General features: G+C 64.9%; 28 protein-coding genes and 2 pseudogenes. 22 read left to right on the top strand and 8 right to left on the bottom strand.

Annotated elements, in window-relative coordinates; all coding sequences use genetic code 11:
- The first annotated feature begins 21 nt into the window (after window positions 1–21).
- Window positions 22–1,695 carry an alkaline phosphatase family protein gene (locus Y88_RS15205; protein ID WP_008070818.1) on the top strand — a complete coding sequence of 558 codons (1,674 nt, stop codon included), beginning with the start codon at window positions 22–24 and terminating at the stop codon, window positions 1,693–1,695.
- Window positions 1,692–2,912 carry a UbiH/UbiF/VisC/COQ6 family ubiquinone biosynthesis hydroxylase gene (locus Y88_RS15200; protein ID WP_008070817.1) on the top strand — a complete coding sequence of 407 codons (1,221 nt, stop codon included), beginning with the start codon at window positions 1,692–1,694 and terminating at the stop codon, window positions 2,910–2,912. Before Y88_RS15205 ends, Y88_RS15200 begins: the two co-directional genes overlap by 4 nt.
- A gap of 61 nt (window positions 2,913–2,973) precedes the next feature.
- On the opposite strand, the gene Y88_RS15195 is transcribed toward Y88_RS15200, so the two are convergent.
- The 3 genes from Y88_RS15195 to hemC all read right to left on the bottom strand — a co-directional run bounded on the left by Y88_RS15195 (window position 2,974) and on the right by hemC (window position 5,639).
- Complete coding sequence (locus tag Y88_RS15195) at window positions 2,974–3,900, bottom strand: COG4223 family protein (protein WP_232281106.1); 927 nt, start codon at window positions 3,898–3,900, stop codon at window positions 2,974–2,976.
- 75 nt (window positions 3,901–3,975) lie between these two features.
- A complete protein-coding gene (locus Y88_RS15190) occupies window positions 3,976–4,671 on the bottom strand; it encodes a uroporphyrinogen-III synthase (protein WP_008070814.1) in 696 nt (231 codons plus the stop codon).
- The gene (gene hemC, locus Y88_RS15185) at window positions 4,671–5,639 is read right to left on the bottom strand and encodes a hydroxymethylbilane synthase (protein ID WP_081458674.1); all 969 of its coding nucleotides are present in this window, start codon (window positions 5,637–5,639) and stop codon (window positions 4,671–4,673) included. The genes Y88_RS15190 and hemC overlap by 1 nt, the downstream gene beginning before the upstream one ends.
- Window positions 5,640–5,711: 72 nt before the next feature.
- On the opposite strand from hemC, the gene tsaD reads away from it, so the two are divergent.
- The 4 genes from tsaD (at window position 5,712) to Y88_RS15165 (ending at window position 9,970) form a co-directional block, all read left to right on the top strand.
- Window positions 5,712–6,761 carry a tRNA (adenosine(37)-N6)-threonylcarbamoyltransferase complex transferase subunit TsaD gene (gene tsaD / locus Y88_RS15180; protein ID WP_008070812.1) on the top strand — a complete coding sequence of 350 codons (1,050 nt, stop codon included), beginning with the start codon at window positions 5,712–5,714 and terminating at the stop codon, window positions 6,759–6,761.
- On the top strand, window positions 6,758–7,798 hold the full coding sequence (locus Y88_RS15175; protein WP_008070811.1) for an NAD(P)H-dependent glycerol-3-phosphate dehydrogenase: 1,041 nt from the start codon (window positions 6,758–6,760) through the stop codon (window positions 7,796–7,798). The genes tsaD and Y88_RS15175 overlap by 4 nt, the downstream gene beginning before the upstream one ends.
- A gap of 58 nt (window positions 7,799–7,856) precedes the next feature.
- Window positions 7,857–9,368: a lipopolysaccharide biosynthesis protein gene (locus Y88_RS15170; protein WP_008070810.1), complete on the top strand. Its 1,512-nt coding sequence runs from the start codon at window positions 7,857–7,859 to the stop codon at window positions 9,366–9,368.
- Between the two features lie 74 nt (window positions 9,369–9,442).
- Window positions 9,443–9,970 carry a helix-hairpin-helix domain-containing protein gene (locus Y88_RS15165; protein ID WP_008070809.1) on the top strand — a complete coding sequence of 176 codons (528 nt, stop codon included), beginning with the start codon at window positions 9,443–9,445 and terminating at the stop codon, window positions 9,968–9,970.
- Window positions 9,971–9,991: 21 nt separating this feature from the next.
- Here Y88_RS15165 and Y88_RS19845 read toward each other — a convergent pair whose 3' ends face one another.
- The 3 genes and pseudogenes from Y88_RS19845 to Y88_RS19235 form a co-directional block, all read right to left on the bottom strand.
- The gene (locus Y88_RS19845; protein ID WP_456299412.1) at window positions 9,992–10,279 is read right to left on the bottom strand and encodes a helix-turn-helix domain-containing protein; all 288 of its coding nucleotides are present in this window, start codon (window positions 10,277–10,279) and stop codon (window positions 9,992–9,994) included.
- Window positions 10,280–10,303: 24 nt separating this feature from the next.
- A pseudogene (locus tag Y88_RS19840) lies at window positions 10,304–10,573 on the bottom strand (AAA-type ATPase lid domain-containing protein); the annotation flags it as partial.
- Window positions 10,494–11,702 (bottom strand): annotated as a pseudogene (locus Y88_RS19235) (sigma 54-interacting transcriptional regulator); the annotation flags it as partial. The pseudogenes Y88_RS19235 and Y88_RS19840, both read right to left, overlap by 80 nt.
- Window positions 11,703–12,124: 422 nt before the next feature.
- Between Y88_RS19235 and Y88_RS15155 the strand changes: the two are divergent.
- The 9 genes from Y88_RS15155 to Y88_RS15115 all read left to right on the top strand — a co-directional run bounded on the left by Y88_RS15155 (window position 12,125) and on the right by Y88_RS15115 (window position 18,928).
- Complete coding sequence (locus Y88_RS15155) at window positions 12,125–12,328, top strand: phenol hydroxylase subunit (protein WP_232281105.1); 204 nt, start codon at window positions 12,125–12,127, stop codon at window positions 12,326–12,328.
- A gap of 29 nt (window positions 12,329–12,357) precedes the next feature.
- The gene (locus Y88_RS15150; RefSeq protein WP_008070806.1) at window positions 12,358–13,356 is read left to right on the top strand and encodes an aromatic/alkene monooxygenase hydroxylase subunit beta; all 999 of its coding nucleotides are present in this window, start codon (window positions 12,358–12,360) and stop codon (window positions 13,354–13,356) included.
- Between the two features lie 13 nt (window positions 13,357–13,369).
- Entirely contained in the window at window positions 13,370–13,642 is a 273-nt protein-coding gene (locus Y88_RS15145) for an MmoB/DmpM family protein (protein ID WP_008070805.1), read from the top strand.
- A 21-nt stretch (window positions 13,643–13,663) separates the two neighbouring features.
- A complete protein-coding gene (locus Y88_RS15140; protein ID WP_008070804.1) occupies window positions 13,664–15,202 on the top strand; it encodes an aromatic/alkene/methane monooxygenase hydroxylase/oxygenase subunit alpha in 1,539 nt (512 codons plus the stop codon).
- A gap of 77 nt (window positions 15,203–15,279) precedes the next feature.
- On the top strand, window positions 15,280–15,639 hold the full coding sequence (locus Y88_RS15135; RefSeq protein ID WP_008070802.1) for a phenol hydroxylase subunit P4: 360 nt from the start codon (window positions 15,280–15,282) through the stop codon (window positions 15,637–15,639).
- Window positions 15,640–15,658: 19 nt separating this feature from the next.
- Window positions 15,659–16,711 (top strand): NADH:ubiquinone reductase (Na(+)-transporting) subunit F, encoded by a 1,053-nt coding sequence (locus tag Y88_RS15130; RefSeq protein ID WP_008070801.1) that lies wholly within the window; start codon window positions 15,659–15,661, stop codon window positions 16,709–16,711.
- Window positions 16,712–16,714: 3 nt separating this feature from the next.
- Window positions 16,715–17,053 (top strand): 2Fe-2S iron-sulfur cluster-binding protein, encoded by a 339-nt coding sequence (locus tag Y88_RS15125; protein ID WP_008070799.1) that lies wholly within the window; start codon window positions 16,715–16,717, stop codon window positions 17,051–17,053.
- Window positions 17,054–17,065: 12 nt separating this feature from the next.
- Complete coding sequence (locus Y88_RS15120) at window positions 17,066–18,010, top strand: catechol 2,3-dioxygenase (protein WP_008070798.1); 945 nt, start codon at window positions 17,066–17,068, stop codon at window positions 18,008–18,010.
- A 63-nt stretch (window positions 18,011–18,073) separates the two neighbouring features.
- Entirely contained in the window at window positions 18,074–18,928 is an 855-nt protein-coding gene (locus tag Y88_RS15115; protein ID WP_008070796.1) for an alpha/beta fold hydrolase, read from the top strand.
- Window positions 18,929–18,949: 21 nt separating this feature from the next.
- Here Y88_RS15115 and Y88_RS15110 read toward each other — a convergent pair whose 3' ends face one another.
- Entirely contained in the window at window positions 18,950–19,717 is a 768-nt protein-coding gene (locus Y88_RS15110) for a GntR family transcriptional regulator (RefSeq protein WP_018076070.1), read from the bottom strand.
- A 192-nt stretch (window positions 19,718–19,909) separates the two neighbouring features.
- On the opposite strand from Y88_RS15110, the gene Y88_RS15105 reads away from it, so the two are divergent.
- The 7 genes from Y88_RS15105 (at window position 19,910) to Y88_RS15075 (ending at window position 25,358) form a co-directional block, all read left to right on the top strand.
- Window positions 19,910–20,230: a 2Fe-2S iron-sulfur cluster-binding protein gene (locus Y88_RS15105; RefSeq protein WP_008070792.1), complete on the top strand. Its 321-nt coding sequence runs from the start codon at window positions 19,910–19,912 to the stop codon at window positions 20,228–20,230.
- 42 nt (window positions 20,231–20,272) lie between these two features.
- Entirely contained in the window at window positions 20,273–21,205 is a 933-nt protein-coding gene (locus Y88_RS15100; RefSeq protein ID WP_008070791.1) for a catechol 2,3-dioxygenase, read from the top strand.
- A 97-nt stretch (window positions 21,206–21,302) separates the two neighbouring features.
- Entirely contained in the window at window positions 21,303–22,823 is a 1,521-nt protein-coding gene (locus tag Y88_RS15095) for a 2-hydroxymuconic semialdehyde dehydrogenase (protein WP_008070790.1), read from the top strand.
- Between the two features lie 26 nt (window positions 22,824–22,849).
- Complete coding sequence (gene dmpH, locus Y88_RS15090; RefSeq protein WP_008070789.1) at window positions 22,850–23,638, top strand: 2-oxo-3-hexenedioate decarboxylase; 789 nt, start codon at window positions 22,850–22,852, stop codon at window positions 23,636–23,638.
- Window positions 23,638–23,829, top strand: a complete 192-nt coding sequence (locus Y88_RS15085) for a 2-hydroxymuconate tautomerase (RefSeq protein ID WP_018076068.1) — start codon at window positions 23,638–23,640, stop codon at window positions 23,827–23,829. Before dmpH ends, Y88_RS15085 begins: the two co-directional genes overlap by 1 nt.
- Before the next feature lie 144 nt (window positions 23,830–23,973).
- Window positions 23,974–24,930 carry a SphA family protein gene (locus Y88_RS15080; protein ID WP_232281104.1) on the top strand — a complete coding sequence of 319 codons (957 nt, stop codon included), beginning with the start codon at window positions 23,974–23,976 and terminating at the stop codon, window positions 24,928–24,930.
- Complete coding sequence (locus Y88_RS15075; protein ID WP_232281103.1) at window positions 24,927–25,358, top strand: GlcG/HbpS family heme-binding protein; 432 nt, start codon at window positions 24,927–24,929, stop codon at window positions 25,356–25,358. Before Y88_RS15080 ends, Y88_RS15075 begins: the two co-directional genes overlap by 4 nt.
- Window positions 25,359–25,374: 16 nt before the next feature.
- Here the strand turns inward: Y88_RS15075 and Y88_RS19415 are convergent.
- On the bottom strand, window positions 25,375–25,554 hold a 180-nt coding region (locus tag Y88_RS19415; protein ID WP_040702608.1), incomplete at its 5' end, for an alpha/beta fold hydrolase.

The following is a 25,554-nucleotide window of genomic DNA, read 5'->3' as shown; positions in this document are numbered from 1 at the left end:
TGGATTGGAGTACGAGGATCGATGTCGCTTGCCCGTAACGCCTTGCTCGCCCTTGCTCTTGCCGGGGCAACCATGCCTTTCTCCCAGCCCGCGCTGGCAGGCAGCCCGGCTCCTGCCGCAGCGCCCGCCGCCAATGCGCCCCGGCTGGTGATTGCGATCGCGGTCGATCAGTTTTCCGCGGATCTCTTTGCACAGTATCGTGCGCAATTCACCGGCGGTCTTGCCCGGCTGGCAAGCGGGGCGGTGTTCCCCGCCGGGTTCCAGTCGCACGCAGCGACCGAAACCTGCCCCGGCCATTCGACCATCCTGACCGGGATGCGTCCGGCCCATACCGGGATCATTGCCAATACCTGGATCGACCAGTCGGTCGCCCGGGCAAAGAAGACGGTCTATTGCGCCGAGGATGAAACCCGCGCGGCTCCCGTGGCCGGCGATTACGTTGCCTCGGTCGGGCACTTGCTGGTCCCGACGCTGGGCGAGCGGATCAAGGCCGCCTGGCCGACCAGCCGCAATATCGCCGTGTCGGGCAAGGACCGCGCCACGCTGATGATGGGTGGGCACCGGATCGATCAGGCCTATTGGTGGAAGGGCAAGGGGTTCACGACGCTTGAAGGGGCAAGCCTCGGCAAGACGGCGATCGAGGAAAACGAGGCGGTCGACAAAGTGATTGCGGCGGGGGCCCCTGCCTATGACCTGCCCGGGTATTGCGCGCCGCGCGAGCGGGCGGTGACGGCCGGGACGGTGACTGTCGGCACTGGACGGTTCGCCTTGTCGCCGGGCGATGCCAATGGCTTCCGCGTGTCGCCCCGGCTTGATCGGGCGGTGCTCGATCTGGCAACCAAGCTTGTCGACGAACAGAAGCTGGGACAGGGCAAGACCCCCGACATGCTGGCAATCAGCCTGTCCGCGAACGACTTCATCGGCCACGGCTATGGCACCGAAGGCAGCGAGATGTGCATTCAGGTGCACCAGCTCGACAGCGCGCTCGGCGAATTCTTTGCCGCACTCGACCGGCGTGGGGTCGATTATGCCGTGGTCCTGACCGCCGATCACGGCGGCTTCGACATGCCCGAACGACTCAATCAGCAGGCTCTGCCGCAGGCTGCCCGGGCGGACAAGGCGCTGCTCGCCGATGCCCTTTCCGAACGGATCGCGCCTGCGCTCGGGCTCGAGGCCAAGGGGCTGTTCCTCTCGGACGGTCCGGCTGGCGACTTCTGGGTGCGCAAGGGGCTGCCCGCCGCGCAAAAGACCGCTGCGGTGGCCGCCGCGAAAGCCGATCTTCTCGCCCGGTCGCAAGTGGCCGCGGTCTTCACCGCCGAGGAACTTGCCGCGACGCCCATGCCCAAGGGATCGCCCGACACCTGGAGCCTGATCGAACGGGCGCGAGCGTCGTTCTATGCGCCGCGCTCGGGCGATTTCGTCGTCCTGCTCAAGCGCGCGGTGGTGGCGCTTCCGGTACCCGGCCCCGGTTATGTTGCCACGCACGGCAGTCCGTGGGATTATGACCGCCGCGTGCCGATGCTGTTCTGGCGTAAGGGCATGACCGGTTTCGAACAGCCGAGCCCGGTCGAAACGGTCGATATCGCACCGACACTTGCGGCGCTGGTAGGATTGAAGCTACCGGCGAACACGTTTGACGGACGTTGCCTCGATCTCGACGCGGGACCGGACACGACCTGTGGAGTTGAACCTTGAACGATAGTCTTTCCAGCGACGTCATCATTCTGGGCGGTGGCCTTGTCGGCATGACATTGGCCATCGGTCTTGCGCGCGAGGGGATCACCTCGATCGTCGTCGACAATTCCGATCCCGCGACGCAGACGGCGGACGGTTTCGACGGGCGCGCCTCGGCGATCTCGACGGCGAGCTGGAATCTCTACACCAATCTGGGCATGGCCGACGATCTGGAGCCCAAGGGCTGCCCGATCGAGGCCATTGCCGTGACCGACGCGATGAAGCCGGGGCGGATCGATTTCCGCCCCGAAGCGGGAGACGGGTCGCTGGGGCGGATGTTCGCCAATCGCGATTTGCGCGTGGTCATGTACGATGTCGCCTCGCGGGAAAGTGCGATCACGTTCCTGCCCAAGTCGCGCGTCACCGCGCGCGAACGGGGCGCCCACGGGGTTTCGGTCACGCTGGACGACGGCCGCCTCTTGCGCGGCAGCCTGCTGGTCGCGGCGGAAGGGCGCCGGTCGCCTACCCGCGACGAAGCCGGTTTCACACCTGCGCGCTGGGACTATCACCATCGCGCCATCATTGCCGGGCTCACGCATGAAAAGCCGCACGGCAATGTCGCGTGGGAAATCTTCTATCCCGCCGGGCCTTTCGCGCTGCTGCCCTTGCTCGACGACGAGCAGGGGCGCCACCGGTCCGCGCTGGTGTGGACGGTATCGGAAAAGGACGCGGCCGGGGCTCTGGCTCTTCCGGACGAGGCTTTTCTTGGCGAAGTCTCGCGGCGGATGAACGGGATTTTCGGCGAGCTTGCCCTGTCGTCGGCGCGTTCGTCCTATCCGCTCAATTTCCATCACACGGTCAAGGTCGTGGATCAGCGGCTTGCGCTCGTCGGGGATGCTGCCCACGGGATGCACCCCATCGCCGGGCAGGGGCTCAACCTGGGCTTGCGCGATGTCGCCGCGCTGGTCGAGGTTCTGGCTGAAGGCATGCGCATGGGGCTCGAACCGGGTGATGCGCAAGTGCTCAAGCGCTACGAACGCTGGCGCGCGCTCGACACGTTCATGGTGTCGGGGGCGACCGACGTGCTCACGCGCCTGTTCGGAATGCGCGGACGTCTGCCTTCGATGGTGCGTCGGCTCGGCATGGCGGGCGTGCAGCGCATGCCCGCGCTCAAGCGTTTCTTCATGGACGAGGCGCGCGGCATGAGCGGGAAACTTCCCGCCCTGTTGCAGGCCTGAAATAACGTTGCAGGTCTGAAACGACCGTTCGGGCCCTGACCGTCGGTCGGGGCCTTATTCTTCAGGGTTTGGTCGGGCCTTTCGGGGCGGGCGATGCGCTCGCCGCGGGCGCAGGTGACGCGCTGCCTTCGGGCGCATCGGAGGCCGTCGCGTCGGGTGATGTCCCGTCGGGCGATGTCACATCGGCCGGGGGCGTCGCCAGCGGGGCGACGGTCGGCGTGGAGAGCGCGGTGCTTTCGATCTGGTCGAGCGCCCGTTGCGTTGCCACCCATTCGTGGGCGTGGCCCAGCCATTCGGCAGCGACATCCTTGCCCGGAAGGTGTTCGATCTCGGCAATGGCAAGATCGACGCGCTGCCCGGCCAGTGCTGTGCGGGCGCGGGCAATGCGGCTTTCAGGTGCGGGCGAGGGCATGTCGTCGTGGTGAACGACGAACAGGCCGCCGACTTGCCGCATCATCCAGTCCCACGTGCTCTCGTTGGCGGGGCCTCCGGTCAGGCGTGGGGCGATCGTCGTGAATTCCTCGGACAACTGCGCCAGCGTGACCGGTTTCTGGGCTGCGGCAACGATCTGGTCGACGGCCTTGGGCTGGCTCTCGCCGAAGCGGATGCGCATCGAGGTTTCGAGATAGCCGAGCGGCTGTCCGCGTTCGATGGCGCGGCGCACGGCAAAGGCGACCAGCAGGGCTTCGGCACGCGAGGCCTGTCCCGAAGCGGCGATGGCCTGCTGATTGAGTTCAGCCAGACGCTGTTGCAACGAGGCGAGGCGCGCGGTCGCGTCGGCCAAGGCCGCATTGGTCGCGATCAGATTGCCTTGTGCGGCAAGGGCGGCCGTCGTCGCGCTCGGGCTTGCGCTCGGGCTCGCTTCACTCAGCGGCAGCGGTCCGTGCAACCATCCCGCCTGCCAGCCGTACCACGCAGCACCGCCCATACCTGCCAAAAGGAGGGCTGCTGCAAGGGCTGCAATACCGCGCCCGGAGCCCCGCCGCATGCGCCGCGAGTCGGCTCCTTGGCCGAAAGTCATGTCCTGCATGCGTGCGTTTTCGCTTTGTAAGTGGCCCCGAGGTCACACTGTCTGGCACATTTGGCGTGCCAAGGAAAGCAAAGCTTCCTCATGGGGACTTTGGGCGGTCTCGATCGTTTCCCAACCCTCACCGGCGGATGCCGCAATGCGGGGGGCAAGACAGGCGAGGGCGACTCGGGACAAGGGGATGGCGCGGGCGAGGCATTCGGCCCGGAAATGGCGCGCGGCCTCGCCCGAATGGAGCAGGGCCAGCGTGGGCCCGGCACGCAAGGTCACCTCGGCCCGGTCGGAAAGCGGCCGCGGCTTGGCAGCATAGACGATGCGGTCGAGAACCGTGACGCCGGATGGGGGAGACAGTGCGACATGCGCCTCGCCGCAAGGGCGCAGGTAGCGCCCCGGCGCAAGATCGGCGACCAGACGTTGCAGTCCGCCGCTGCCGGTCTGTGCCACCGTGAACCCCGCCTTGCGTGCGGCGGCAGCCGTCGAGGCGCCGACCGCGTGGACCGGTACATGGGTCAGTGTCGACAGGAGCGGTCCGCCATGGCGGAAGATCGCCGCGCTTCCGGCGAGGAGACCGCGCCATTCCCCGTCCTCATCCCTGTCCGGCAGCGACCAGACGCGTGGCGCATAGGCAAAGAGCGGCGCGGCGCAGGCCTCGATCCCCGCTTCGTGCAGGGCCGCGACTGTCGACGCATTGCCCGGCTCGGGCCGAAGCACCAGCACCGGGCGCTGCGGCATCAGGCGATGTCTCCGGCCACACCCCCATCGAAATGGACGCGGATCGCTTCGGGCGCATCGGCGAGCAGACGCAGGGCAAGAGCCTGCGCATGGCCCGGCTCGGTCATCGGGAAAGTCGCTGAAGCCTCGACTCGATGGGCGCCATCCGGGCTGAACAAGGCGGCACGCAGGAACAGCTCGGTGTCGCCTTCAGGGCGGGTCAGCACTGCGATCGGGCTGTGGCAAGTGCCGCCAAGACCGGTCAGCAGTGCACGTTCGGCGCGGATCGCGGCATGGGTGGGCGCGTCGTCGATGGCGGCAAACAGCGATAGGAGATCGGCACGCGCGGCAAGGCATTCGATGCCGATCGCCCCTTGTGCCGGGGCCGGGAGCCAGGTCTCCGCATCGAGTGGGGTGCCGATCCCGGTTTCGCCGAGGCGAACGAGGCCGGCAGCCGCGAGCAGGGTCACATCCGCTTCACCCCGTTCGAGCTTGCCGAGCCGGGTCGCCACATTGCCGCGAAACGAGACGACGGTAAGGTCGGGGCGGGCATGGAGCATTTGCGCGGCGCGGCGGGGTGCACTGGTGCCGACGCGGGCGCCGGTCGGAATGTCCGCGACCGAAGCTGCGCCGACCAGAACGTCGCGCACATCCGCGCGCGGCAGGACGGCGGCGATGGTCAGGGTCTCGGGCCGGAGCGTCTCGACATCTTTCATCGAATGGACGGCGGCATCGATCGTCCCTTCGGCGAGCCAGGCGTCGAGTTCCTTTGTCCACAAGGCCTTGCCGCCGATTTCGGCAAGCGGGCGATCCTGAATGCGGTCGCCGCTCGCGACCACCGGCACGAGTTCGACCGCATCGACCGGCCAGCCATGTGCGGCACAGAGCCGGGCGCGGGTTTCTTCGGCCTGTGCCATGGCCAGAGGCGACTGCCGCGTGCCGAGGCGCAAAGGGCGGGCCGGGACAGGTGTTGCGCGAAGGGTGCTCATCGTCGAGGACGTTACGGGTTCAGTCATGCACCGCTTGCCGTAACCGGGATTATCTCTAAGGGAAAGCTCCCCATGGCTCTGATCCTCGGCATCGAATCCTCTTGTGACGAAACCGCAGTCGCGGTGATCGACGACACCGGCGCTACGCTGGAGTCGCGTATCGTCGCGCAGCGGATCGCCTCGCAGGATGCCGAACACCGTCCTTATGGCGGGGTCGTTCCCGAAATCGCGGCCCGCGCCCATGTCGAAGTGATCGCGCCGATGGTTGCCGCGACGCTTGCCGACGCGGGGCTCGGGCTGGACGATGTCGATGCAATCGCGGCGACGGCGGGGCCGGGGCTGATCGGCGGGGTCATGGTCGGGCTCGTGACCGGCAAGGCCCTGGCAATGGCCGCGAACAAGCCGCTCCTGGCGATCAACCATCTGGAAGGCCACGCGCTTTCGCCACGCCTTGCCGATCCCGATCTGGCCTATCCCTATCTCCTTCTGCTCGTGTCGGGCGGGCATTGCCAGATTCTCGAAGTGCGCGGGCTGGGCGATTATCGCCGCCTTGCGACCACGATCGACGACGCTTTGGGCGAGGCTTTCGACAAGACCGCCAAGATCCTCGGGCTCGGTTATCCCGGAGGCCCTGCGGTCGAGCGGCTGTCGCGCGAGGGCAATCCCCGCGCCGTGCCGCTGCCGCGTCCGCTGGTCGGAAGCGGCGAACCGCACTTCTCGTTCGCGGGCCTGAAAAGCGCGGTTCTGCGCGCTTACGAATCGGGGCTTTATCAGCCCGCCGACCTTGCCGCCTCGTTCCAGCAGGCCGCGCTCGATTGCATCATCGACCGCACGCGCATCGCGCTCGAGGCTTGCGGGCCGGTCAATGCGCTGGTCGTGGCCGGAGGCGTTGCCGCCAATCAGAGCTTGCGGGCGGCACTTGAAACGCTGGCGGGCAAGTCGGGGCTGCGGCTGGTGGCGCCGCCGCCGCGCCTGTGCACCGACAATGCCGCCATGATCGGCTGGGCGGGCGCTGAGCGTTTCGCGCGGGGGCAGGTCGATCCGCTCGATGTCGCGGCGCGTCCGCGCTGGCCGCTCGATGCCGATGCGCAGCCGGTGCGCGGCGCCGGGGTGAAGGCATGAGCGAGGGCCCGCTTTCCACGGTCGGCGTGATCGGTGCGGGAGCCTGGGGCACCGCGCTCGCGCAGATGCTGGCGAGCGACGGGCGGACTGTGCTGCTGTGGGCGCGCGAGGCGGAGCTCGTTGCGGCAATCAACGCCGATCGGGTCAATACGCCCTATCTTCCGGGTATCGCGCTCCATCCCACGATCCGCGCGACCAATGATCTCGACGAGCTTTCCGGGCTTGCGACGGTGCTGGTGGTCACTCCTGCGCAGCACATGGGCACTGTCCTTGCCGGACTTGCGGGCTTTTCCGGCGATCTGGTGCTCTGTTCCAAGGGGATCGAGGCTGGCACCGAACGGATGATGGCCGATGTCGCCCGCGCGGTCGTGCCGGGCGCCGCGCTTGCGGTCCTGTCGGGGCCGACGTTCGCGCATGAAGTCGCAGCCGGGCTTCCGACCGCGGTCACGCTGGCATGCAGCGATGGCGAGACGCAGTGGCAGCGGTTGTCCCCGGTCATCGCCCGCCCGGCGTTTCGCCCCTATTTCTCGCGCGATGTGATCGGGGCGGAAATCGGCGGCGCGGTCAAGAATGTGCTCGCCGTGGCGTGCGGTGTCGTCGAAGGGCTGCGCCTGGGGCAGAATGCCCGTGCCGCGCTGATCGGGCGGGGCCATGCCGAAATGGTCCGCTTCGGCGTTGCCATGGGCGCGCAGGCTGAAACCTTGAGCGGCCTTTCCGGGCTGGGAGACCTCGTTCTGACTTGTACCTCGACGGCCAGCCGCAATTTCACATTGGGCAAGGCCTTGGGCGAGGGAGGAAGTGCAGCAGCCCTGCTTGGCGATCGTCGGACGGTGGCCGAAGGCGCTTTTACAGCGCCTGTCCTGGCTGGAATGGCACGGGAACGGGGCATTGCCATGCCGATCGCCGAAGCGGTGGCGGCCCTGGTATCCGATCGGGTTCCGGCTCGTGCAATCGTCGATACCCTGCTTGCGCGTCCGCTGCGGGCCGAAGTCGAAGCGGGCGTTCCGTATGCGGGGGGAGAAGATAGCCTTGGCTAAGGCACTTTCCTCCGATCTCGATCTCGCGGTTGCCGAAGCGGCGCCTGAGTCCCGGCCGGTGAAGACCGACGAGGGCGATGTCGCTGCGCTGGCCAAAGGCGGGCGGACCAATTTCTTCGGGTTTCTCGCCCGGCTTGTCGCGCGCGTGCCGTTCCTGTTTTTCGCGAGCCGCCTTTACGGGGCGAGCGCCATGGGCCGTTTCGCGTCGGCCGTGGTCATGGTCGAATTCGCCGGGCAATTGGCGACATTGGGGCAAAAGCGCGGTCTGGCACAGCGTCTGGCCGAAATCGCCTGGCCCGACGGGGACCAGACCACGCCGTCGAGCCGTGTCGAAGGGGCGGCGGCCAATGTCGTTGCCGATGCGCTTCTGGTGACGACCCTGCTTGCGGGCGCGATGTCGCTCCTGATCTGGCTTTTCCCTGAATCCATGTATCCCAAGGGGAACTTCAGCGAGGCGGAACGCCTGCTGGTACTCTCGGTCTGGGCCATGGCGGTCGGCGACCTAGCGCTGGCGGCGCTGGCGTTCCGGTTCGACGTGGCAACGACCGTCCGCGCGCGCGCCGTGGTCGAGCCGTGGACTTTGTCGCTGACGGCGGGGGGGCTCTATTTCGTCTATCCCGAGGGCGGGCTCGCCTTGTCCTATCTCGCCTCGACAGTGGCGGCGACGGCAGTTGCTCTCCATGCGCTGGTGCGGATGTACGGTCTTCCCCGGCGTTGGCGGCCGCGTCCCTTGCAACTCTTGCGCCTTGCCGTGGTCAACATGCCGCTCGCCGGGGCCGACGCGGTCGAATGGGGCACGCGCAAGATCGACGTGTTCCTCCTGCGTTTCTTCATCGGTGAAGCCCCGCTCGGGATCTATTACTTCGCCCAGCAGTTCGCCTCGTTGCCGCAGAAGCTGAAGACCAGTTTCGAACCCGTGCTCGGGCCGGTGATCACACGCAACGTGATGAACGGCAACATGCCCGCGATCGCGGCGCAAGTGTGCCAGGTCGGCTTCTGGATCACGGCGGCACAGGCGGGCATTGCCCTGGCGCTTGCCATTCCCGGGACGGCGCTGATGGGGCTGGGTGGTCCGGCTTTCGTCGGCGGGACCCCGGCGCTGTTCTTCCTGCTGGCCGCCGAAGTGGTTGCGGCGACCGCGGTCGTGAGCGAAGCGGCGCTGATCTATGTCGCCCGGATGCGCAATCTGTGGATCAGCCTGGGCACGATTGCCTTGCAGGGAGGCCTGACCTTCGGGCTCATCCTCGGGGCTCGCAATCTCGGTTTCGACGCCAATGTGCAAACGGCGCTGGCGGCTATTGCCATGACCCTGTCGCTCGGGACCAGTTCACTGCTCAAGGCGCGGCTGTTGTCGCGGATCGTGGCCGAACCGATCAACAACTGGCGTTGGACGTTGATCCGGGCGGTTGTCCCGGCGGCGCTGGTCGGGGGATTGGCGCGACTGTTTCCCGAATGGGTGGAAATCGCGCTGGGCATCCCTGCCATCCTGGGCGTCTATTGCTTCGTCCTGTGGCGCGTCGTTTTCGGACCGGAAGACCGCGTGCTCTTCCGCAAGCAGCCGGCGGCATGAAGCCGCTTGGCAAAACCGGCCGTTTCGTGAATGGGCCGCGGTGTGGCCGGATCGTCCGGCGTTAAGGAGCCAACATGATCGCGTGGATCGAAGCCAATGGCGTGCTCGCTGCGGGCATTGCTCTTGTCCTGCTCGGGCTGCTGTGGCTGCTCGCCTTTCGTCGTCGTCGCCCTCCGGTACGTCGCGAATATCATGACGTCCTGTCCGAAGGGGCGGGACCTGCACAACGCAATACCGCGCTGATCGATGCGCCGCCCGCCGCCGCGATCGTCCCGCCGCCGCCCCCTCCGCCGCCCGTTCCGGTCGCACCCGTGGCTGAACAGCCCGCTGCGCCTGCCGCTGCGGCGGTCGAAGCACCTGTCGCGGGTGACGACCTGACCCGGATCAAGGGGGTCGGTCCCAAGCTCAGCCGTCTCCTCGCCGAACTGGGCGTCACCAGTTATGCGCAGATCGCGGCCTGGACCGAAGCCGACCTTGCCGCCATCGACGCAAGGCTCGGGGCCTTTGCCGGACGCCCGTTGCGTGACAACTGGATCGAACAGGCCCGGCTGCTGACAAGCGGCGACACCGGCGCCTACGAGGCGAAGTTCGGAAAGCTCTGATCCCTCGGTTCCCCGGCGCGGCTACTCTGCTTCGCCGTGGATTTTCTTGTAGCGATAGGCCAGTTGCGGGCGTGTGATGCCCAGATCCTTGGCCGCCCGCGACAGGTTGCCGCCCGCCCGTTCGACCGCACGGGTGATGAGGCGGGTCTCGAACGTTTCCAGATCGAAATCACTGTCGAGCAGATTGTCGAACGCTACCGTTTCGACTTCGCTGTCGGCCCCGTGCTGGCGCGGGATCAGGAGACCACGGTTCGACAGGGCAAAGAACCCGCGATCCTGTTCTTCGAGCGGTGACAACAGGTGCGTCATCGCCAGCGGCTGTCCGTCCGGGGTCATGATCACCGCGCGTTCGAGAATGCTTTCCAGCTCGGCGATATTGCCCGGATAGTCGTGCGTGCTGAGGAACCCGACGGCGGCGTTGGACAGCCCCGGGATGGTCTTGCGGTAAAGGCGCGCGAACTTGCGGATGAAATGCTGGATGAGCAGCGGAAGGTCGGCGCGCCGTTCGCGCAAGGGGGGGGATCGGGATCGGCATCGTGGCGATGCGGTAATAGAGATCCTCGCGGAACTGGCCTGCGCGGCGCGCGTCGAGCAGGCGGGCATTGGCCGAGGCGAGCAGGCGGACGTTGATCGTGCGCGGTTGCGAGGAACCGACCCGTTCGACCGTCTTTTCCTGGAGCGCGCGCAAGAGCTTGGACTGGGCCCGGACGTCGAGGCAGTGGATGTCCTCGAGGAACAGGGTGCCGCCATGGGCGCGTTCCAGCCTGCCCTGGCGGGGGCTGCCGTTGGGGCCGCGTTCGGTGCCGAACAACTCGATGTCGAGCGCCTCGCCCTGCCAGGCGGCGCAATTCATCACCACGAAGGGCTTGCGCGCCCGGGCGCTGCGTTGATGGATCAGGCGGGCCGCGCTTTTCTTGCCCGAGCCGGGTTCGCCCATCAACAGGACGGTCGCATCGGTCGGGGCAACCATTGCGATCCGGTGCATCATCCCGGCAAAGTCCGAGGATTGTCCCACCAGCCGGTCGGGCTCGTCGTTCCCGCTTGCCCCCTCGCTCCACTCGTCGCAGGTCCCGAGCACGTCGAGGTCGATGCCGGTGTGGAGATCCTCGTCCGATTCCTCGTCCCAGTCGTGGACGGGCTTGCCGATGATGCGGCAATTGGGCGCGCCCATGGCCCGGCATTCCACTTCGCGATAGATGATCGGGCGGCCCATGAATGCGCTGGTATAGGCCGAGGCATAGCCGATCATGTGCCAGCACACCGGCTCGCTGCTCGGGCCAAAGGCAGCAAGGTGCGCGTCGACCTCGATCGAATTGCGCCAGATCCATTCGCCGGTGTGAACGCCCGTTTCCGCGTCGACGTGAAAGTCGAGCGGTTCGGCGCGGACCATGCCCTCGATGGCGTGGAGGCGGGGCCCTGCCATGAAAATCGCCGCCGGATCGTCGCTCGACCGCGCCCGGCGTGCGATCTGCGCGTCGGTTGCGCCCGAGGCCTGCCCCATGCGGATCAGCAGGCGGCGCGCGCCCTGTGTCCCGAGCGTATCGATCAACTCGCGGCGCAGGCTGGTGAAAGCGGAGAGATGGACCATCATCATCCGCTCGGTCTCGAGCCAGATCTGCGCATCGGCGGGCTTGAACCGCAGGCGCGCGGAAAGGTCGCTGATCTCGACGCCCAGGTCTTCGCACGATGAATGCAGCGCGGTTGCGCCTGCCGTCTGGCGGGCCCGTTTCATGCCGCCGCTCTCCCGAATTGGTTTCTTTTGTTGCGACCATCCTGCCAGAACGAATCGTAGATTCAATCTGAATCTCGAGACTCTGGCGGTGACCCTTTCCATCGTGCGCAGCTTGGATGATTTCGTCAAATCTGCGGCATTGCAGCATGATCAAATGCTCATTCCCGCACCCGGCCGGACAAACCGGGCAGCGCGCGCAATCCACGAAAATCACGTTTTATCAGGTCGATGCGGGAATTTGATCGCTGCGCAAGGGGCTGTCTTGGATTGGCTCTCACCCTTTACCTATTCTTGGCGGGCCGACGACAGGCAAGAAGCGGCAGAGAGGATGACCCGTGGCGAGCCAACGACCCCGGCAAGAGAATCGACATCGGCCTCGACCGATGGACCATCATCGCGAGGGCTTTGAAAGTCCCGCGGCGATGATCACCGTTCCGGTTGATATGACCTGTCGCCGCATCCGCGCCACCGGGTGGCGAGCCGGTTTCATCGAGTTCGAATTCACCGTCGGCGATCCGTTGCTGACCGTCGAACTGGTCATGCCTCCGGCCGCTTTCGAAGCGTTCTGCACGGTCCAGCAGGCTCATGTCGAATGGGCGCCCGGTGTTGCCCGGGCGACCTGCTGAACACTGCCCACCAAGAGGAGAGGTTCCCCATGGCGCTCGATATCAAGACCAATGCGCTCGACCAGCGGCGACAGACGTTCGCCCACATCGCCCGCCGTCTGGGCGAAGACCGTCCGGCCTCGCGTTACGAGGAAGCGACGTTCGACCTTCAACCGGGCGGCGCGCATCATTACCGCCCGACCTGGGATCCCGCGCACGAGCTTTACGACGCGTCGCGCACGGGCATCGTCCTTGCCGACTGGTATGTCCTTAAAGACCCGCGCCAGTTCTATTACGGCACGTACACGATTGCCCGCGCCCGGATGATGGAGGCTGCCGAAAAGGCGCTGTCCTTCGTTGAAAAGCGCAACGGTTTTGCCGCGATCGCACCAGAATGGCAGGATACCATCCGGTTCTATCTCCTGCCGTTGCGCCATGTCGAATGGGGCGCGAACATGAACGCCTGTTCGATCACCGATCTCGGGTTCGGCGCGGCGATTACGCAGGCGACGATGTTCACCGCGACCGACCGGCTCGGGATCGCGCAGATCATCGGACGCATCGGCCTGATCGCGGGGGGCGGGCAGGCGCTCGACGAAGGCAAGCGGGTGTGGATGGACGCGCCCGAGTGGCAGCCGATGCGCCGCCTTGTCGAAGACAGCCTCGTCATTTCCGATTGGTTCGAGATGTTCGTCGCGCAATTCCTGGCGCTCGACGGGCTGCTCTATCCGCTCGTCTACGATCTCTTCGATCTGGCGGGGCAAGCCCATGGCGCGTCGAGCCTGTCGATGATGACCGAATTCATGGTCGACTGGCGCGATGAAGTCACGCGCTGGATCGATGCGGTCCTGCGCGCGACGGCTCGGGAATCGGACGCCAATCGCGATCATCTCGGGCGCTGGTTCGCGCATTGGGAACAGCGCGCGGCCGAAGCGCTTGCGCCGCTGGCGACCCGCGTTCTGGGCGAAGCGGGCATCGACGCGCTTGCCGGTCTGCGCGGCGAACTTGCCAAGCGGGCCGCCGGTCTCGGCATCCCGGTCGGTCAGTGAGGGGCAGGACACCATGACCCAGAACGTTTCCATCACGCTTCAGAACACCGACGAAGGCCGCGGCATCATTGCCGCGATCATGGCCGACAATCCCGACGCCGTCGCCAATCGCTATCCGGCGATGACCAAGATCGATTGCCCCGGCCGCCTCGTCATGAACCGCGAGACGATCTCGACCGAACTCGGACGGGATTACGATCTTCAGGAACTCAATCTCACGCTGGTCTGCCTGTCGGGCAATGTCGACGAAGACGACGACCGGTTGCTGATCGCGTGGAACGCATAACATAACGGGAGAGATACGGTCATGACGACGACCACGACGCAATCGCCCCGCGCCAAAAAGCTCGGGATCAAGGAACGCTATTCCTACCTCACGCGCGGGCTCGACTGGGAACCTTCGTACCAGCCGCGCGAGAAGATCTTCCCCTATACCGACTATGAAGGCATCCGCATCCACGACTGGGACAAGTTCGAGGACCCGTTCCGGCTGACCATGGATGCCTACTGGAAATTCCAGGCGGAAAAGGAACGGCGCCTCTATGCCGTGATCGACAGCTTTGCCCAGAACAACGGGCAGATGAACGTGACCGACGCGCGCTATATCAACGCGCTCAAGATCTTCCTGACGGCGGTCTCGCCGCTCGAATATGCCGCCCACCGATCCTATGCCCATGTCGGGCGCCATTTCGACGGGGTCGGCCCGCGTATCGCCTGCCAGATGCAGGCCATCGACGAGCTGCGCCATGCCCAGACGCAGATCCACACGATCAGCCATTTCAACAAGTTCTTCGACGGCCTGCACGATCCCTGGCACATGTTCAGCCGGGTCTGGTACCTGTCGGTGCCCAAGTCGTTTTTCGAAGACGCGATGAGCGCAGGCCCGTTCGAGTTCCTGACTGCCATCTCGTTCAGCTTCGAATATGTGCTGACCAGCCTGCTGTTCGTGCCCTTCATGTCGGGGGCCGCCTATAACGGTGACATGGCGACGGTGACGTTCGGGTTTTCGGCCCAGTCGGACGAAAGCCGCCACATGACGCTCGGGCTCGAGATCATCAAGTTCATGCTGGAACAGGACGAAGGCAACGTCCCCATCGTCCAGAAGTGGATCGATAAATGGTTCTGGCGCGGATACCGCCTGCTGTCGATCGTCGCGATGATGATGGACTACATGCTGCCCAAGAAGATCATGTCCTGGAAGGAAGCCTGGGAGATCTACTTCGAGCAGGGCGGCGGGGCGCTGTTCACCGACCTTGCCCGCTATGGCATTCGCCTGCCCAAGTATCACGAGATCGCTTCGGCGGAAAAGGACCACTACAGCCATCAGGCCTGGTCCACGTTCTATCAGTACACCCACGCCGCCGCGTTCCACACCTGGCTGCCCGATGCGGGCGAGGAAGCGTGGATGCGCGAGAAATATCCCGAAAGCTATGACCGGCTTTATGCTCCGCGCTATGCCCACTGGGGCGCCGAGGCCGACGAGGGCAAGCGGTTCTACAACAACGGGCTGCCCCAGTTGTGCCAGGTCTGCCAGGTCCCGGCCTTTTTCACCGAGGCGAACGATCCGACGCGCATCTCGCTGCGTACCTGCGAGCACGAAGGCGAGCATTACCATTTCTGCTCGGACGGCTGCCGCGACATCTTTCTCGATGAACCGGAAAAGTATGTGCAGGCCTGGTTGCCGGTGCACCAGATCTATCAGGGCAACTGCGGCGGGGCGACTGTTCCCGAAGTGCTCGACTGGTATCACCTGAACGGCGGGGCCGACAATCTCGACTACAAGGGATCGCCCGACGAGGCGCTTTGGCAGAGCTGGCAGGCGAGCAAGGCCGGCACCGGGACCTGACCGTCGCCGTCCAACTGTGCGGCGGAGCGGCAAGGATCCCGCTCCGCCCGACCCAACCGATACCATGGAGAGAGAAGATGTCCGTCAAGGCTATTGGCGCCTATCGTTTCGCGCCTGCCGATCGCGTCGAGAATTTTCACGGCAATCAGCTGCTGACGCTGTTGTGGGACGATCACCTGATGTTCGCCGCGCCCATCGTCGTGCCGGTGCCCCCGTCGATGCCGTGGAGCGCGGTCGCGGGCGAAGTGTTGCCCCAGCTTTACGCCCAGCATCCCGACTGGGCCAAAGTGGACATGGGGGAAGTCGAATGGACGCTCGACGGCGAACCGTTCGAACCCGACGCCGCCCGCTCGCTTGCCGAACAGGGCGTGCATCACAAATCGGTCATCCGCTTCCGCACGCCGGGTCTCGTCGGCTTGGCCGGGGCGCATTTCTGATCGGGGCGGAGGGCGTACGATGACCTATCAGCTCTGTGTCGAACCGCTCGGCGAAACCATCGAGGTCGAGGAAGGGCAGACCATTCTCGACGCCTGTCTGCGGGCGGGGGTCTATCTGCCCCATGCCTGCGGCCACGGCCTTTGCGGAACCTGCAAGATCGACGTTCTCGAAGGCGAAGTGGAGCATCGCGATGCGTCCTCGTTCGCGCTCATGGATTTCGAGCGTGACGAAGGAAAGACGCTCGCCTGCGTGGCGACGCTTGCTGCCGACACGGTGATCGAGGCGGATCTCGATGACGAACCGGACGCGGAACACCATCCGGTGCGCGACTATCACGCGACGGTGGCGCGGGTGGAGCGGCTGGCGGGGGACATTCTTGGTCTGTGGCTTGCGCTCGACGATGGACCGCTGGCGTTTCAGGCCGGGCAATATGTCATGCTCGAAGTGCCGGGCATTGCCGGGCCGCGCGCTTTCTCGATCGCCAGTCCGCCTTCGCAGGCCGGGGAAATCGAGCTGCACATCCGTCTCGTTCCGGGCGGCAAGGCGACCGGCTGGCTGCACGAGAATGCGCGGGAAGGGCTCAAACTCAAGTTCGCGGGGCCATATGGACGCTTCCACGTCCGACGCTCGGCGAACCTTTCCAAGCTGTTCCTGGCCGGTGGTTCGGGCCTGTCGAGCCCGCAGTCGATGATCCTCGACTTGCTGGAAAAAGGCGAGACCGGCCCGATCCTGCTGGTCCACGGCGCCCGCGATGCGGCCGGCCTCTATCACGCGGACATCTTTCGCGCGCTGGAGGAAGCTCACGCCAATTTCGCCTATCTCCCGGTCGTGTCGGGCGAGGACGCGTCATGGCAGGGCGCGCGTGGTTTCGTGCATGAAGCGATCGAGCGCCGTTTCGGCGGACGCTTTGACGGCCAACAGGCCTATCTTTGCGGTCCGCCGCCGATGATCGACGCCTGCATCACCACGCTCATGCGCGGTCGTCTGTTCGAACGGCAGATCTTCCACGAAAAGTTCCTGACACCGGCGGATGCGGCGCAAGCCCGGTCGCCGCTGTTCAAGCGGATCTGAGCCATGAGTGGCCATTCCATCGTGCTCGCCGGAGTGGAGCACGTCTTTGCCTGTTCGGACGAACAGAACGTGCTCTCGGCGCTGTCGGCGGTGCATCACCGGGCCATCCGTTCGGGATGCCATGGCGGCGGTTGCGGGGTGTGCAAGGTGAAAGTGCACGAAGGCCAATGGCGCCGGGGCTGCATGAGCCGCGCGCATGTCAGCGCCGAGGAAGAAGCCGAAGGCATCGTGCTCGCCTGCCGGATCTGGCCGGAAAGCGATCTTGTCATCGAGGCATGGGGCAAATTGCCCGCGCGGCTGGCGCGCCGGGCCGGACTGCTGCCGTGCGAAGCGGATACATAAGGGAGAAGAGCCATGGGCGTCATGCGTCTGGGCCATGTCAGGCTGCGCGTGCTCGATCTGGAAGCCGCGCTTGACCATTACACTGGAGTTCTGGGGCTTCTGCCGGTTCACCGCGATCCCGACGGCACCGCCTATCTCAAGGGCTGGGACGAATGGGATTTCTATTCGGTGATCCTGGTCGAGGCGGATGAAGCCGGGATCGACAGCTTTGCCTTCAAGGTGGAAAGCGAGGCCGATCTCGACCGCTATCGCGAAGCCAGCCTTGGCCACGGCGTCGCGGTCGCTGAATGCGAGGCGGGTGAAGTGCCGTTCTGCGGCCGTGCGCTCGCGGTCACGCTGCCGAGCGGGCATCTCATGCATCTCTATGCCGAAAAGCGTTTCCACGGAAAGGCCACCGGTAATCTCAATCCCGACCCCTGGCCCGATGGGCTGAAAGGGGCAGGGGGCCACTGGCTCGACCATGTGATGATCATGTGCGAGCTGGACCCGGCGCGCGGGATCAACAAGGTGGCCGAGAATGTCGCCTATTTCCGTGACGTTCTGGGCTTCGGACTGGGCGAGCAGGTCGTTGCCGGACCCGATGGCGACGTGCAGGCAGCCGCCTGGATGTTCTGCACGACGACACCGCACGACATTGCGTTCGGGGCAGGGCCGCGCGCGGGACTGCATCACGTCTCGTTCTTTCTCGACGACTGGTCGGATGTGCTGCGGACGGCCGACATCCTTGCCAAGCGCAAAGTGAAAGTCGACGTGACCCCGCAGCGGCATGGCATCACGCGGGGCTCGACCACCTATTTCTTCGATCCCTCGGGCAACCGGAACGAGACGTTCGCAGGGCTCGGCTACCTGACGCAAAAGGACATGCCGACGATCACCTGGACCGAGGAGAACCTCTGGCGCGGGATTTTCTATCACAGCGGCGATGTCGTGGGCGATTTTCTGGGCGTCTACACCTGAGCGGGTGCCCGTTGTGAGGCGCTGGCCCGCCTTCCTTCATCTGTTTCCCTGCTGGAGCGTTTCATGGACAGCAATCCCGAAATCGGCCGGTCGATCATGGCCGGTGCGATCCGTACGAATTATCATGACCGGGACGGTCAACCCGACGGGGACGGCAGTTCCGCGCGTCCCTTGTTGATGATCCACGGTTCCGGGCCGGGCGTTTCGGCCTGGGCCAATTGGCGGCTCAATATCGATGCCCTGGCTCAGGGGCGGCGGGTGATCGCGCCCGACATGGTCGGCTTCGGCTTTACCGACCGGCCCGAGGGCGCAGTCTATGGCAAGGAGCTGTGGGTGCGCCACCTTGCCGACTTTCTCGATGCGCTCGGCATTGCGCAGGTCGATCTGGTCGGGAACAGCTTCGGCGGGGCGCTGGCACTCGCCTTTGCCATTGCCCATCCCGAACGGGTCGGGCGGCTGGTCTTGATGGGCAGCGCGGGCCTGTCGTTTCCGTTGACCGAAGGGCTCGACGCGGTTTGGGGTTACAGCCCCTCGATCGCGGCGATGCGCCGTTTGCTCGACGTCTTTGCATTCGATCGCGGGTTGGTCAGCGATGAACTTGCCGAACTGCGCTATCGCGCGAGCATCCGACCGGGATTTCAGGAAAGTTTCGCCGCGATGTTCCCGGCTCCCCGCCAGAACGGCGTCGATGCCCTGGCGAGCGAGGAAGCGGCGATCGCGGCTCTGCCGCACCGCGCGCTTATCATCCACGGACGGGAGGATCGGGTGATCCCGCCCGAAACCAGCCAGCGCCTCTTCGCCCTGATCGCGGATGCCGAACTGCACATGTTCGGTCGTTGCGGCCATTGGACGCAGATCGAACATGCCGACCGGTTCAACCGTCTGGTCGACGATTTCCTTCGGGACGGTTCCCGATGAGGCTACTTCGTTGAGACGGGCTCAGGCGCTGTCCGGGACGAGCTGGGTGATCCGATGCTCCTTGGCATAGGCGACCAGCGCCGCATACGTCGTGCGGATATGGGTGGCGGTCACGTCCGCCGCTTCGTCGGCCTTGCCCGCGATGGCCGCTTCGAACACGGCGCGGTGTTCGGCATGGACGTCGCGCCCGATCGGACGGTGCATCAGTGCCACGCGGCGATAGCGTTCGGCCTGGCGATAGAGGATCGAGAGGAAGTGCAGCGTCCAGTGCGACGGGCACCGCGCCAGCAGGACGTGGTGAAAGCGCCGGTTGCATTCTTCCCAGTCGTTGACGAGGACCGTTGCCGGTTGGGAATTGTCGAGCCGCTCTTCGGCCCGCGACAGGCGGTGGAATGCGGAGCTCAGATCACCTTCCCAATCGTCGTCGCGCGCCGCGATCGACTGGCGCAAGGCGCTCGTCTCCAGCAGCACGCGGGTCTCGGTGATGTCGCGGAAATCGTCGAGCGACATGTCCGCCACCCAGAACCCGCGCTGGTCCCGGTTGAGCACGAGCGCATCGGAGACGAGCAGGCCCAGCGCCTCGCGCAAGGTGCCCGCGCCGACATCGTAATCGGTCTTGAGATGTTCGACCCGCAATCGCGACCCCGGAGCATAGCGTCCGGCAATGATGTCGGCGCGCAGGCGCTCGTACGTTCCCACGATCAGCGACTTGGGCGTCCCCGAGGCCTCTGGACGAGGGGCGGGCAGTCGAGGTGCCGGGGGCGGCGAGGAAGGGGAGGTGACGGTCATCAGCCCTGCAAGTTTCGACGGTTTTGCGACATTTTGCAACCGCTGCCATAGCTTTGCGACAATATCGGATGAAGCCATAAAATCTCGAGATTAAATCTTGAACTCGATTTTATGGCTGCTAAGGTCAGTGCCAAGGCCGAGTCATCCTCGGTCGCCACGCCCGGAAAACGGGTGGGACATATGGAGAGGTTCATGCCGCGCATCTCGATGCTCGATACCGGGGAAACCTATCAGTGCCGCGACGGCGAAACCGTGCTTGCAGGCATGGAACGTCTGGGGCGGGCGGGTATTCCGGTCGGTTGCCGGGGAGGTGGCTGCGGCGTTTGCAAGATCCGCGTGATTTCGGGCGAATATGATGGCCGCAAGATGAGCCGCGCCTGCATCACGCGCGAAGAAGAGGAGGCCGGTCTCGTGCTGGCCTGTCGTGTGGTTCCCCGGTTCGACCTTCAGGTCGAGATCGTGGGCGGCATGCGCAAATGCATCATGAAACATGCGCCCCACCACGACCAGTAATCCAAACGGTCGGATGGCAGCGCAGTATTCGGGATAGTTTTGATGGCATTGACTGGCGTTCTGAGGCCCGGACACATTGTCCTGCGGGTACTCGACCTCGACGAGGCGGTGCGTCACTACACGCAGGTGATCGGCCTTTTCGAAACCGGGCGCGACGATGAAGGGCGCGTGTTCCTCAAAGCCTGGGACGAAAACGACCACCACAGCGTCGTCCTGCGCGAAGCCGAACAGGCGGGCATGGATTACTTCGGCTGGAAAGTGGACAGCGAACAGACGCTCGACGACCTTGCGGTCAAGCTCGAGGCTTCGGGGCTGGTCAGCGACACCCGCTGGGCTCCCGAAGGCGAGCAATTGCTGACCGGGCGGCGGTTCCAGTTCACCATTCCGACCGGGCACCGCATGGAAATCTATGCGACCAAGAAGACGCTGGGCTGCATGACCGGCTACGACAATCCCGATCCCTGGCCCGACGGATTGCGCGGCATGGCGCCGAGCCGGTTCGATCACGCCTTGCTCTATGGTCGCGACATCGACGCCAATCTCACCTTGTTCCGCGACGTTCTTGGGTTCAACCTCACCGAACAGGTGGTCGGACCGGATCGCAAGTTCCTGATCGGCGTCTTCCTGACCTGTTCGAACAAGGCGCACGACATCGCCTTCATCCGTTCGGACGAGGACAATCGCCTGCACCACGCCTCGTTCATTCTGGGCGGCTGGCACGAAGTGCTGCACGCGGCCGACATCATTTCCAAGCGCGACGTCTCGCTTGACATCGGGCCGACGCGGCACGGTATCACCCGGGGCGAGACGATCTATTTCTTCGACCCCTCGGGCAACCGCAACGAAGTCTTTTCAGGGGGTTATATCTGGTACCCCGACCGTCCGGTGATCACCTGGCACGACACCGAAATCGGGCGCGCGATCTTTTATCACGATCGCAAGCTGAACGAGGCTTTCCTCAACGTCACCACCTGAACGTCCGATCCTTTCGGCGGACATCTTTTCACCGGACGGCGCGGGGGCGTTCCCTCCCACTGCTCTCGCGTCACCCGCTGTTCAAAGGAGCCAATGCATGACCGTGACCGCGCACGAACAGAGCAAGGCAGTGCCCGCGCGCTCCCCAGTGCTCGCCCCCGCGCTCTCCGATGCATGGAATTTCATCGATGGCGAATGGGTCGGTACCGGCCGTCTGTTCGACAATACCAATCCCATCGACGGGTCGCTCGTGTCCCGTGTCCATGAAGCCGGGCGGGTGGAAGTCGATGCGGCGGTCAAAGCCGCGCAGGCCGCGCTCAAGGGGCCATGGGGCCGCATGACCGTCGAACAGCGTTGCAAGATCCTGCACGACGTCGCCGACGAGATGATGCGGCGTCATGCCGATTTCGTGAAAGCCGAATTGCTGGATACCGGCATGCCCGCCTATTTTGCCCAGCACGTCGACGTGCCGCGCGGGGCGGCGAATTTCCGCATCTTTGCCGATCTGTTCCGCAATGTGCCCACCGAAAGCTTCGTGACCGACACCCATGACGGGGGCAAGGCCATGAACTATGGCCTGCGCAGTCCGCGCGGGGTGATCGCGGTGGTCTGTCCGTGGAACCTTCCGCTCTTGCTGATGACGTGGAAAGTCGGCCCGGCGCTCGCCTGCGGCAATACCGTGATCGTCAAGCCTTCGGAGGAAACTCCTTCGACCGCGACGCTGCTTGCCGAAGTCATGCGCGATGTCGGCGTGCCCAAGGGCGTCTACAACGTAGTTCATGGTTTCGGCCCGGAATCGGCAGGGGCCTTCCTGACCGAGCATCCCGGCGTCAACGGCGTGACTTTCACCGGCGAAACCGGCACCGGCGAGGCGATCATGCGCGCCGCGGCCAAGGGCGTGCGTCCGGTCTCGTTCGAACTGGGTGGCAAGAACCCCGGGATCGTCTTTGCCGACGCCGACCTCGACAAGGCGGTTGCCGGGATCACGCGATCTGCGTTCCAGAACACCGGGCAGGTCTGCCTCGGCACCGAGCGGATCTATGTCCAGCGGCCGATTTTCGACGCTTTCGTCGCCCGGCTCAAGGCCAGTGCCGAAGCCCTCGTGCTGGGGCCGCCGGAAACGCCGGGCGTCACGCTCGGTCCGCTGATTTCGCAGGAACATCGCAACAAGGTGCTGTCCTATTACGCCAAGGCGCGCGAGGAAGGCGCGACTGTCGTTACCGGCGGCGGCATTCCGGTCATGGAGGGCGATCTTGTCAACGGCAGCTGGATCGAGCCGACGATCTGGACCGGGCTTCCCGACAGCTCTGCACTGGTGCGCGAGGAAGTCTTCGGCCCGTGCTGCCACGTTTCCCCCTTCGATACCGAAGAGGAAGTGGTCGAGCGGGCCAATGCGACGGCCTATGGCCTTGCCGCGACAGTGTGGACCGGCGACATTTCGACCGGGCACCGCATGGCCGCCGCGCTCGACGTCGGTATCTGCTGGATCAACAGCTGGTTCCTGCGCGACCTGCGTACGGCCTTCGGCGGTTCGAAGCAGTCGGGCATCGGTCGCGAAGGCGGGGTCCACAGTCTTGAATTCTATACCGAACTCAAGAACGTCTGCGTCGCGCTGTGAAGTTTGGGTAACGAAAGGAGATACCGATGGCGCTTGCGGCTGAGACCGTCGCCGAACTGGCCGAATTTCTCGACAAGGCCGAAATGGAACGGCGCGAAGTGACCAAGATCACCGATCGCTATCCGGAAATGGACTGGGACGATGCCTATGCCATCCAGCGCGGCATCCGCGAGCGCCAGCAGGCGCGCGGGGTCGGCATGGCGGGGTACAAGGCCGGGCTGACCAGCCATGCCAAGATGGAGCAGATGGGCGTCGAGGAACCGGTCTTCGGTTTCATCACCGATGTCGGCGAAATCCCCGATGGCGGCACGATCGACACCGCGACGCTGATCCATCCCAAAGTGGAAGCCGAAATCGCGTTCGTGCTCAAGGACGAACTGACCGGGCCGGGCTGCGACATCGACGCGGTTCTGGCAGCGACGGCCTGTGTCGTTCCCGCGCTCGAAGTCATCGACAGCCGGTACAAGGATTTCCGCTTCGATCTCAAAAGCGTGATCGCGGACAATACCTCGTCGGCACGGTGGATCAGCGGCGGGGAAAAAGTCCCGGTTGCCGGGCTCGACCTGCCCAACCTCGCCATCGTCATGGAAAAGAACGGCGAAGTGGTCGAAGCCGCGACCGGTGCTGCCGTACTCGGTCACCCGGCGCAGAGCGTTGCCATGCTGGCCAACATGCTCGCGCGGCGGGGCGAGAGCCTGCCTGCCGGAGCCTTCATCATGACCGGTGGCGCAACCGCCGCCGTCGCGGTCGCCCCGGGCGACACGATCACGGTCAAGTACCAGGCCCTGGGAACGATCAGCGTAAAGGTAGTGTGATGCCGATCATTCAGACGTTTCTGCTCGAAGGACGCAGCCGCGAACAAAAGGCCGGGTTCATCCGCGCCGTGACCGACGCGGCGGTCGAAACGCTCGGCGTTCCGGTCGAAAGCGTGCGGGTGATCATCACCGAAATGCCCAAGACCGATTTCGGCATTGCCGGACGCACGGCCGAGGAACTCGGCCGCTAGGGACCGCCACTCGGGAAAAAGCGAGACTGACGAAAGGCCATGACGGGCACTTGCCCGAACGATGACGTGTGCCTGCGACCGACAGGCCGGACCTTCCGGGGGCGGAGGGCTGAAAACAAATCAAGCATAAAAAGGGAGAGGATCATGACAACGAAGGGACAATGGGCGTCCGCATGTCTTGGCGCGATGGCGGCGGCCCTTGCCGTGGCGACACCGGCCATGGCGAGCGAGGCGGGCGGCGGAGTCTATCCCAACGGCGCGGAAGGCATGCTGGCAGGCGCCTTGCCGCCCAAGGGGCTCTATTATCTGGGCTATCTGCAATATTACGAGGCCGGGCGCTTCAACGACGGTGACGGTAACAGCGGACTGCTGCCCGATTTCAAGGTGAAGGCCGAAGCGGTCGTCACGCGCGTGGTCTGGGTGACGGACAAGAAATTCCTCGGCGCCGACTATGCCATGCATGTCGTGGTACCGGTCGTGAATGTCGACGCGCGCATCGCGGGGATGAGCGGAAACCGATCGGGCGTTTCGGATGTCACTATCGACCCGATCATTCTGGGCTGGCATTTCCGCAACGGGTGGCATGTCATCACCGGGCTCGACATCAATCTGCCGGTGGGCAGCTATGACCGCGCCAGCATTGCCAATTTCAGCCGCCATTACTGGAACGTCGAGCCGATCGTCGCGTTCGCCTATTACAAGAAGAACCTGCGGCTCGACGTGAAGATGATGTACGATATCAACTTCAAGAACACCGACGCGCAGATCAATGGTTTCAACCCCACCGGCGCGGGGTATCGTTCGGGCAACGAATTCCACGCCGACTATGCGGCAAGCTATGCGATCAGCCCCAAGGTCCAGCTCGGCTTTTCCGGCTATTACTACAAGCAGACGACTGGTGACCATGTCGACAATGCGGCTGCCCAGTTGGGGATCGATGCCATGCACGGTTTCAAGGGCGAGGCGTTCGCCGGGGGCCCCAGCGTCCGTCTGGGACTGGGCAAGGTTCATTTGCTGACCACCTGGCAGCATGAATTCTTTGCCAACTATCGTCCGCAGGGCGACAAGTTCTGGATCAAGGCGATCATTCCGATCAAGTGAACGAGGTTTGCATGCTCGATTTCGACACCGCGCGGCGGCTGGCCGATGAAGTTCTGGCGCAAGGCCGGGTTCTGGACTGCGCGCCGCTTGCCGTTGCGGTCGTCGATCCGTCGGGGACGCCGTTGGTGCTCTTTCGCACCGACGGCGCGCCGCCGATGTGGGGGCGCATTGCCCAGGCCAAGGCGCGGACCGCGCTCGATTTCGGCCGTTCGACCGCGCAAGTGCAGGGCATGGTTCGCGATCATCCCGACCTGATGCGGGCGATCGCGCCTTTGTCGGAAGAACCGGTGATCGCAGCGGCCGGAGGGATCGTGGTGCGTCACAAAGGGCGCATCGTGGGCGCGATCGGAGTTTCGGGCGATACGTCCGAAAATGATGCCGCGTGCGCAAGGCACGCGGCAGAGTTGCTCGGCTTCGAGGGAATGTGAAAGGGCGATCCCGAATTCAGCGTGCGAGGAAAGCGAGCACGAGTTCGTTGAAAGTGTCAGCATGTTCCCACTGGGCCCAATGGCCGCAGCGGGCAAAGACGTGGAGCTGGGAATTGGCGATCCCGGCGAGCAGGCGCAGGCCTACGTCCATCGGCACGAAGCGGTCGTCGCGGCCCCAGACGATGAGCGTGGGCGC

Origin of the sequence: Novosphingobium nitrogenifigens DSM 19370, from assembly GCF_000192575.1 — a bacterium.
Taxonomy (GTDB): Bacteria; Pseudomonadota; Alphaproteobacteria; order Sphingomonadales; family Sphingomonadaceae; genus Novosphingobium; species Novosphingobium nitrogenifigens.
Note: the sequence above shows the minus strand (reverse complement) of the source record. Positions and strands in the feature narration are given on the sequence as shown.

Excerpts from the sequence above, each read along its gene's own strand:
- Y88_RS15100 (WP_008070791.1), top strand. The coding sequence starts at position 20,273 with ATGGCATTGACTGGCGTTCTGAGGCCCGGACACATTGTCCTGCGGGTA.
- Y88_RS15135 (WP_008070802.1), top strand. The coding sequence starts at position 15,280 with ATGTCCGTCAAGGCTATTGGCGCCTATCGTTTCGCGCCTGCCGATCGC.
- Y88_RS15140 (WP_008070804.1), top strand. The coding sequence starts at position 13,664 with ATGACGACGACCACGACGCAATCGCCCCGCGCCAAAAAGCTCGGGATC.
- hemC (WP_081458674.1), bottom strand. The coding sequence starts at position 5,639 with ATGAGCACCCTTCGCGCAACACCTGTCCCGGCCCGCCCTTTGCGCCTC.
- Y88_RS15115 (WP_008070796.1), top strand. The coding sequence starts at position 18,074 with ATGGACAGCAATCCCGAAATCGGCCGGTCGATCATGGCCGGTGCGATC.
- dmpH (WP_008070789.1), top strand. The coding sequence starts at position 22,850 with ATGGCGCTTGCGGCTGAGACCGTCGCCGAACTGGCCGAATTTCTCGAC.
- Y88_RS15155 (WP_232281105.1), top strand. The coding sequence starts at position 12,125 with ATGATCACCGTTCCGGTTGATATGACCTGTCGCCGCATCCGCGCCACC.
- Y88_RS15195 (WP_232281106.1), bottom strand. The coding sequence starts at position 3,900 with ATGCGGCGGGGCTCCGGGCGCGGTATTGCAGCCCTTGCAGCAGCCCTC.
- Y88_RS15145 (WP_008070805.1), top strand. The coding sequence starts at position 13,370 with ATGACCCAGAACGTTTCCATCACGCTTCAGAACACCGACGAAGGCCGC.
- tsaD (WP_008070812.1), top strand. The coding sequence starts at position 5,712 with ATGGCTCTGATCCTCGGCATCGAATCCTCTTGTGACGAAACCGCAGTC.
- Y88_RS15080 (WP_232281104.1), top strand. The coding sequence starts at position 23,974 with ATGACAACGAAGGGACAATGGGCGTCCGCATGTCTTGGCGCGATGGCG.
- Y88_RS15165 (WP_008070809.1), top strand. The coding sequence starts at position 9,443 with ATGATCGCGTGGATCGAAGCCAATGGCGTGCTCGCTGCGGGCATTGCT.
- Y88_RS15095 (WP_008070790.1), top strand. The coding sequence starts at position 21,303 with ATGACCGTGACCGCGCACGAACAGAGCAAGGCAGTGCCCGCGCGCTCC.
- Y88_RS15130 (WP_008070801.1), top strand. The coding sequence starts at position 15,659 with ATGACCTATCAGCTCTGTGTCGAACCGCTCGGCGAAACCATCGAGGTC.
- Y88_RS15175 (WP_008070811.1), top strand. The coding sequence starts at position 6,758 with ATGAGCGAGGGCCCGCTTTCCACGGTCGGCGTGATCGGTGCGGGAGCC.
- Y88_RS15105 (WP_008070792.1), top strand. The coding sequence starts at position 19,910 with ATGCCGCGCATCTCGATGCTCGATACCGGGGAAACCTATCAGTGCCGC.
- Y88_RS15085 (WP_018076068.1), top strand. The coding sequence starts at position 23,638 with ATGCCGATCATTCAGACGTTTCTGCTCGAAGGACGCAGCCGCGAACAA.
- Y88_RS15150 (WP_008070806.1), top strand. The coding sequence starts at position 12,358 with ATGGCGCTCGATATCAAGACCAATGCGCTCGACCAGCGGCGACAGACG.
- Y88_RS15110 (WP_018076070.1), bottom strand. The coding sequence starts at position 19,717 with ATGACCGTCACCTCCCCTTCCTCGCCGCCCCCGGCACCTCGACTGCCC.
- Y88_RS15205 (WP_008070818.1), top strand. The coding sequence starts at position 22 with ATGTCGCTTGCCCGTAACGCCTTGCTCGCCCTTGCTCTTGCCGGGGCA.
- Y88_RS19845 (WP_456299412.1), bottom strand. The coding sequence starts at position 10,279 with ATGACGCACCTGTTGTCACCGCTCGAAGAACAGGATCGCGGGTTCTTT.
- Y88_RS15190 (WP_008070814.1), bottom strand. The coding sequence starts at position 4,671 with ATGCCGCAGCGCCCGGTGCTGGTGCTTCGGCCCGAGCCGGGCAATGCG.
- Y88_RS15120 (WP_008070798.1), top strand. The coding sequence starts at position 17,066 with ATGGGCGTCATGCGTCTGGGCCATGTCAGGCTGCGCGTGCTCGATCTG.
- Y88_RS15125 (WP_008070799.1), top strand. The coding sequence starts at position 16,715 with ATGAGTGGCCATTCCATCGTGCTCGCCGGAGTGGAGCACGTCTTTGCC.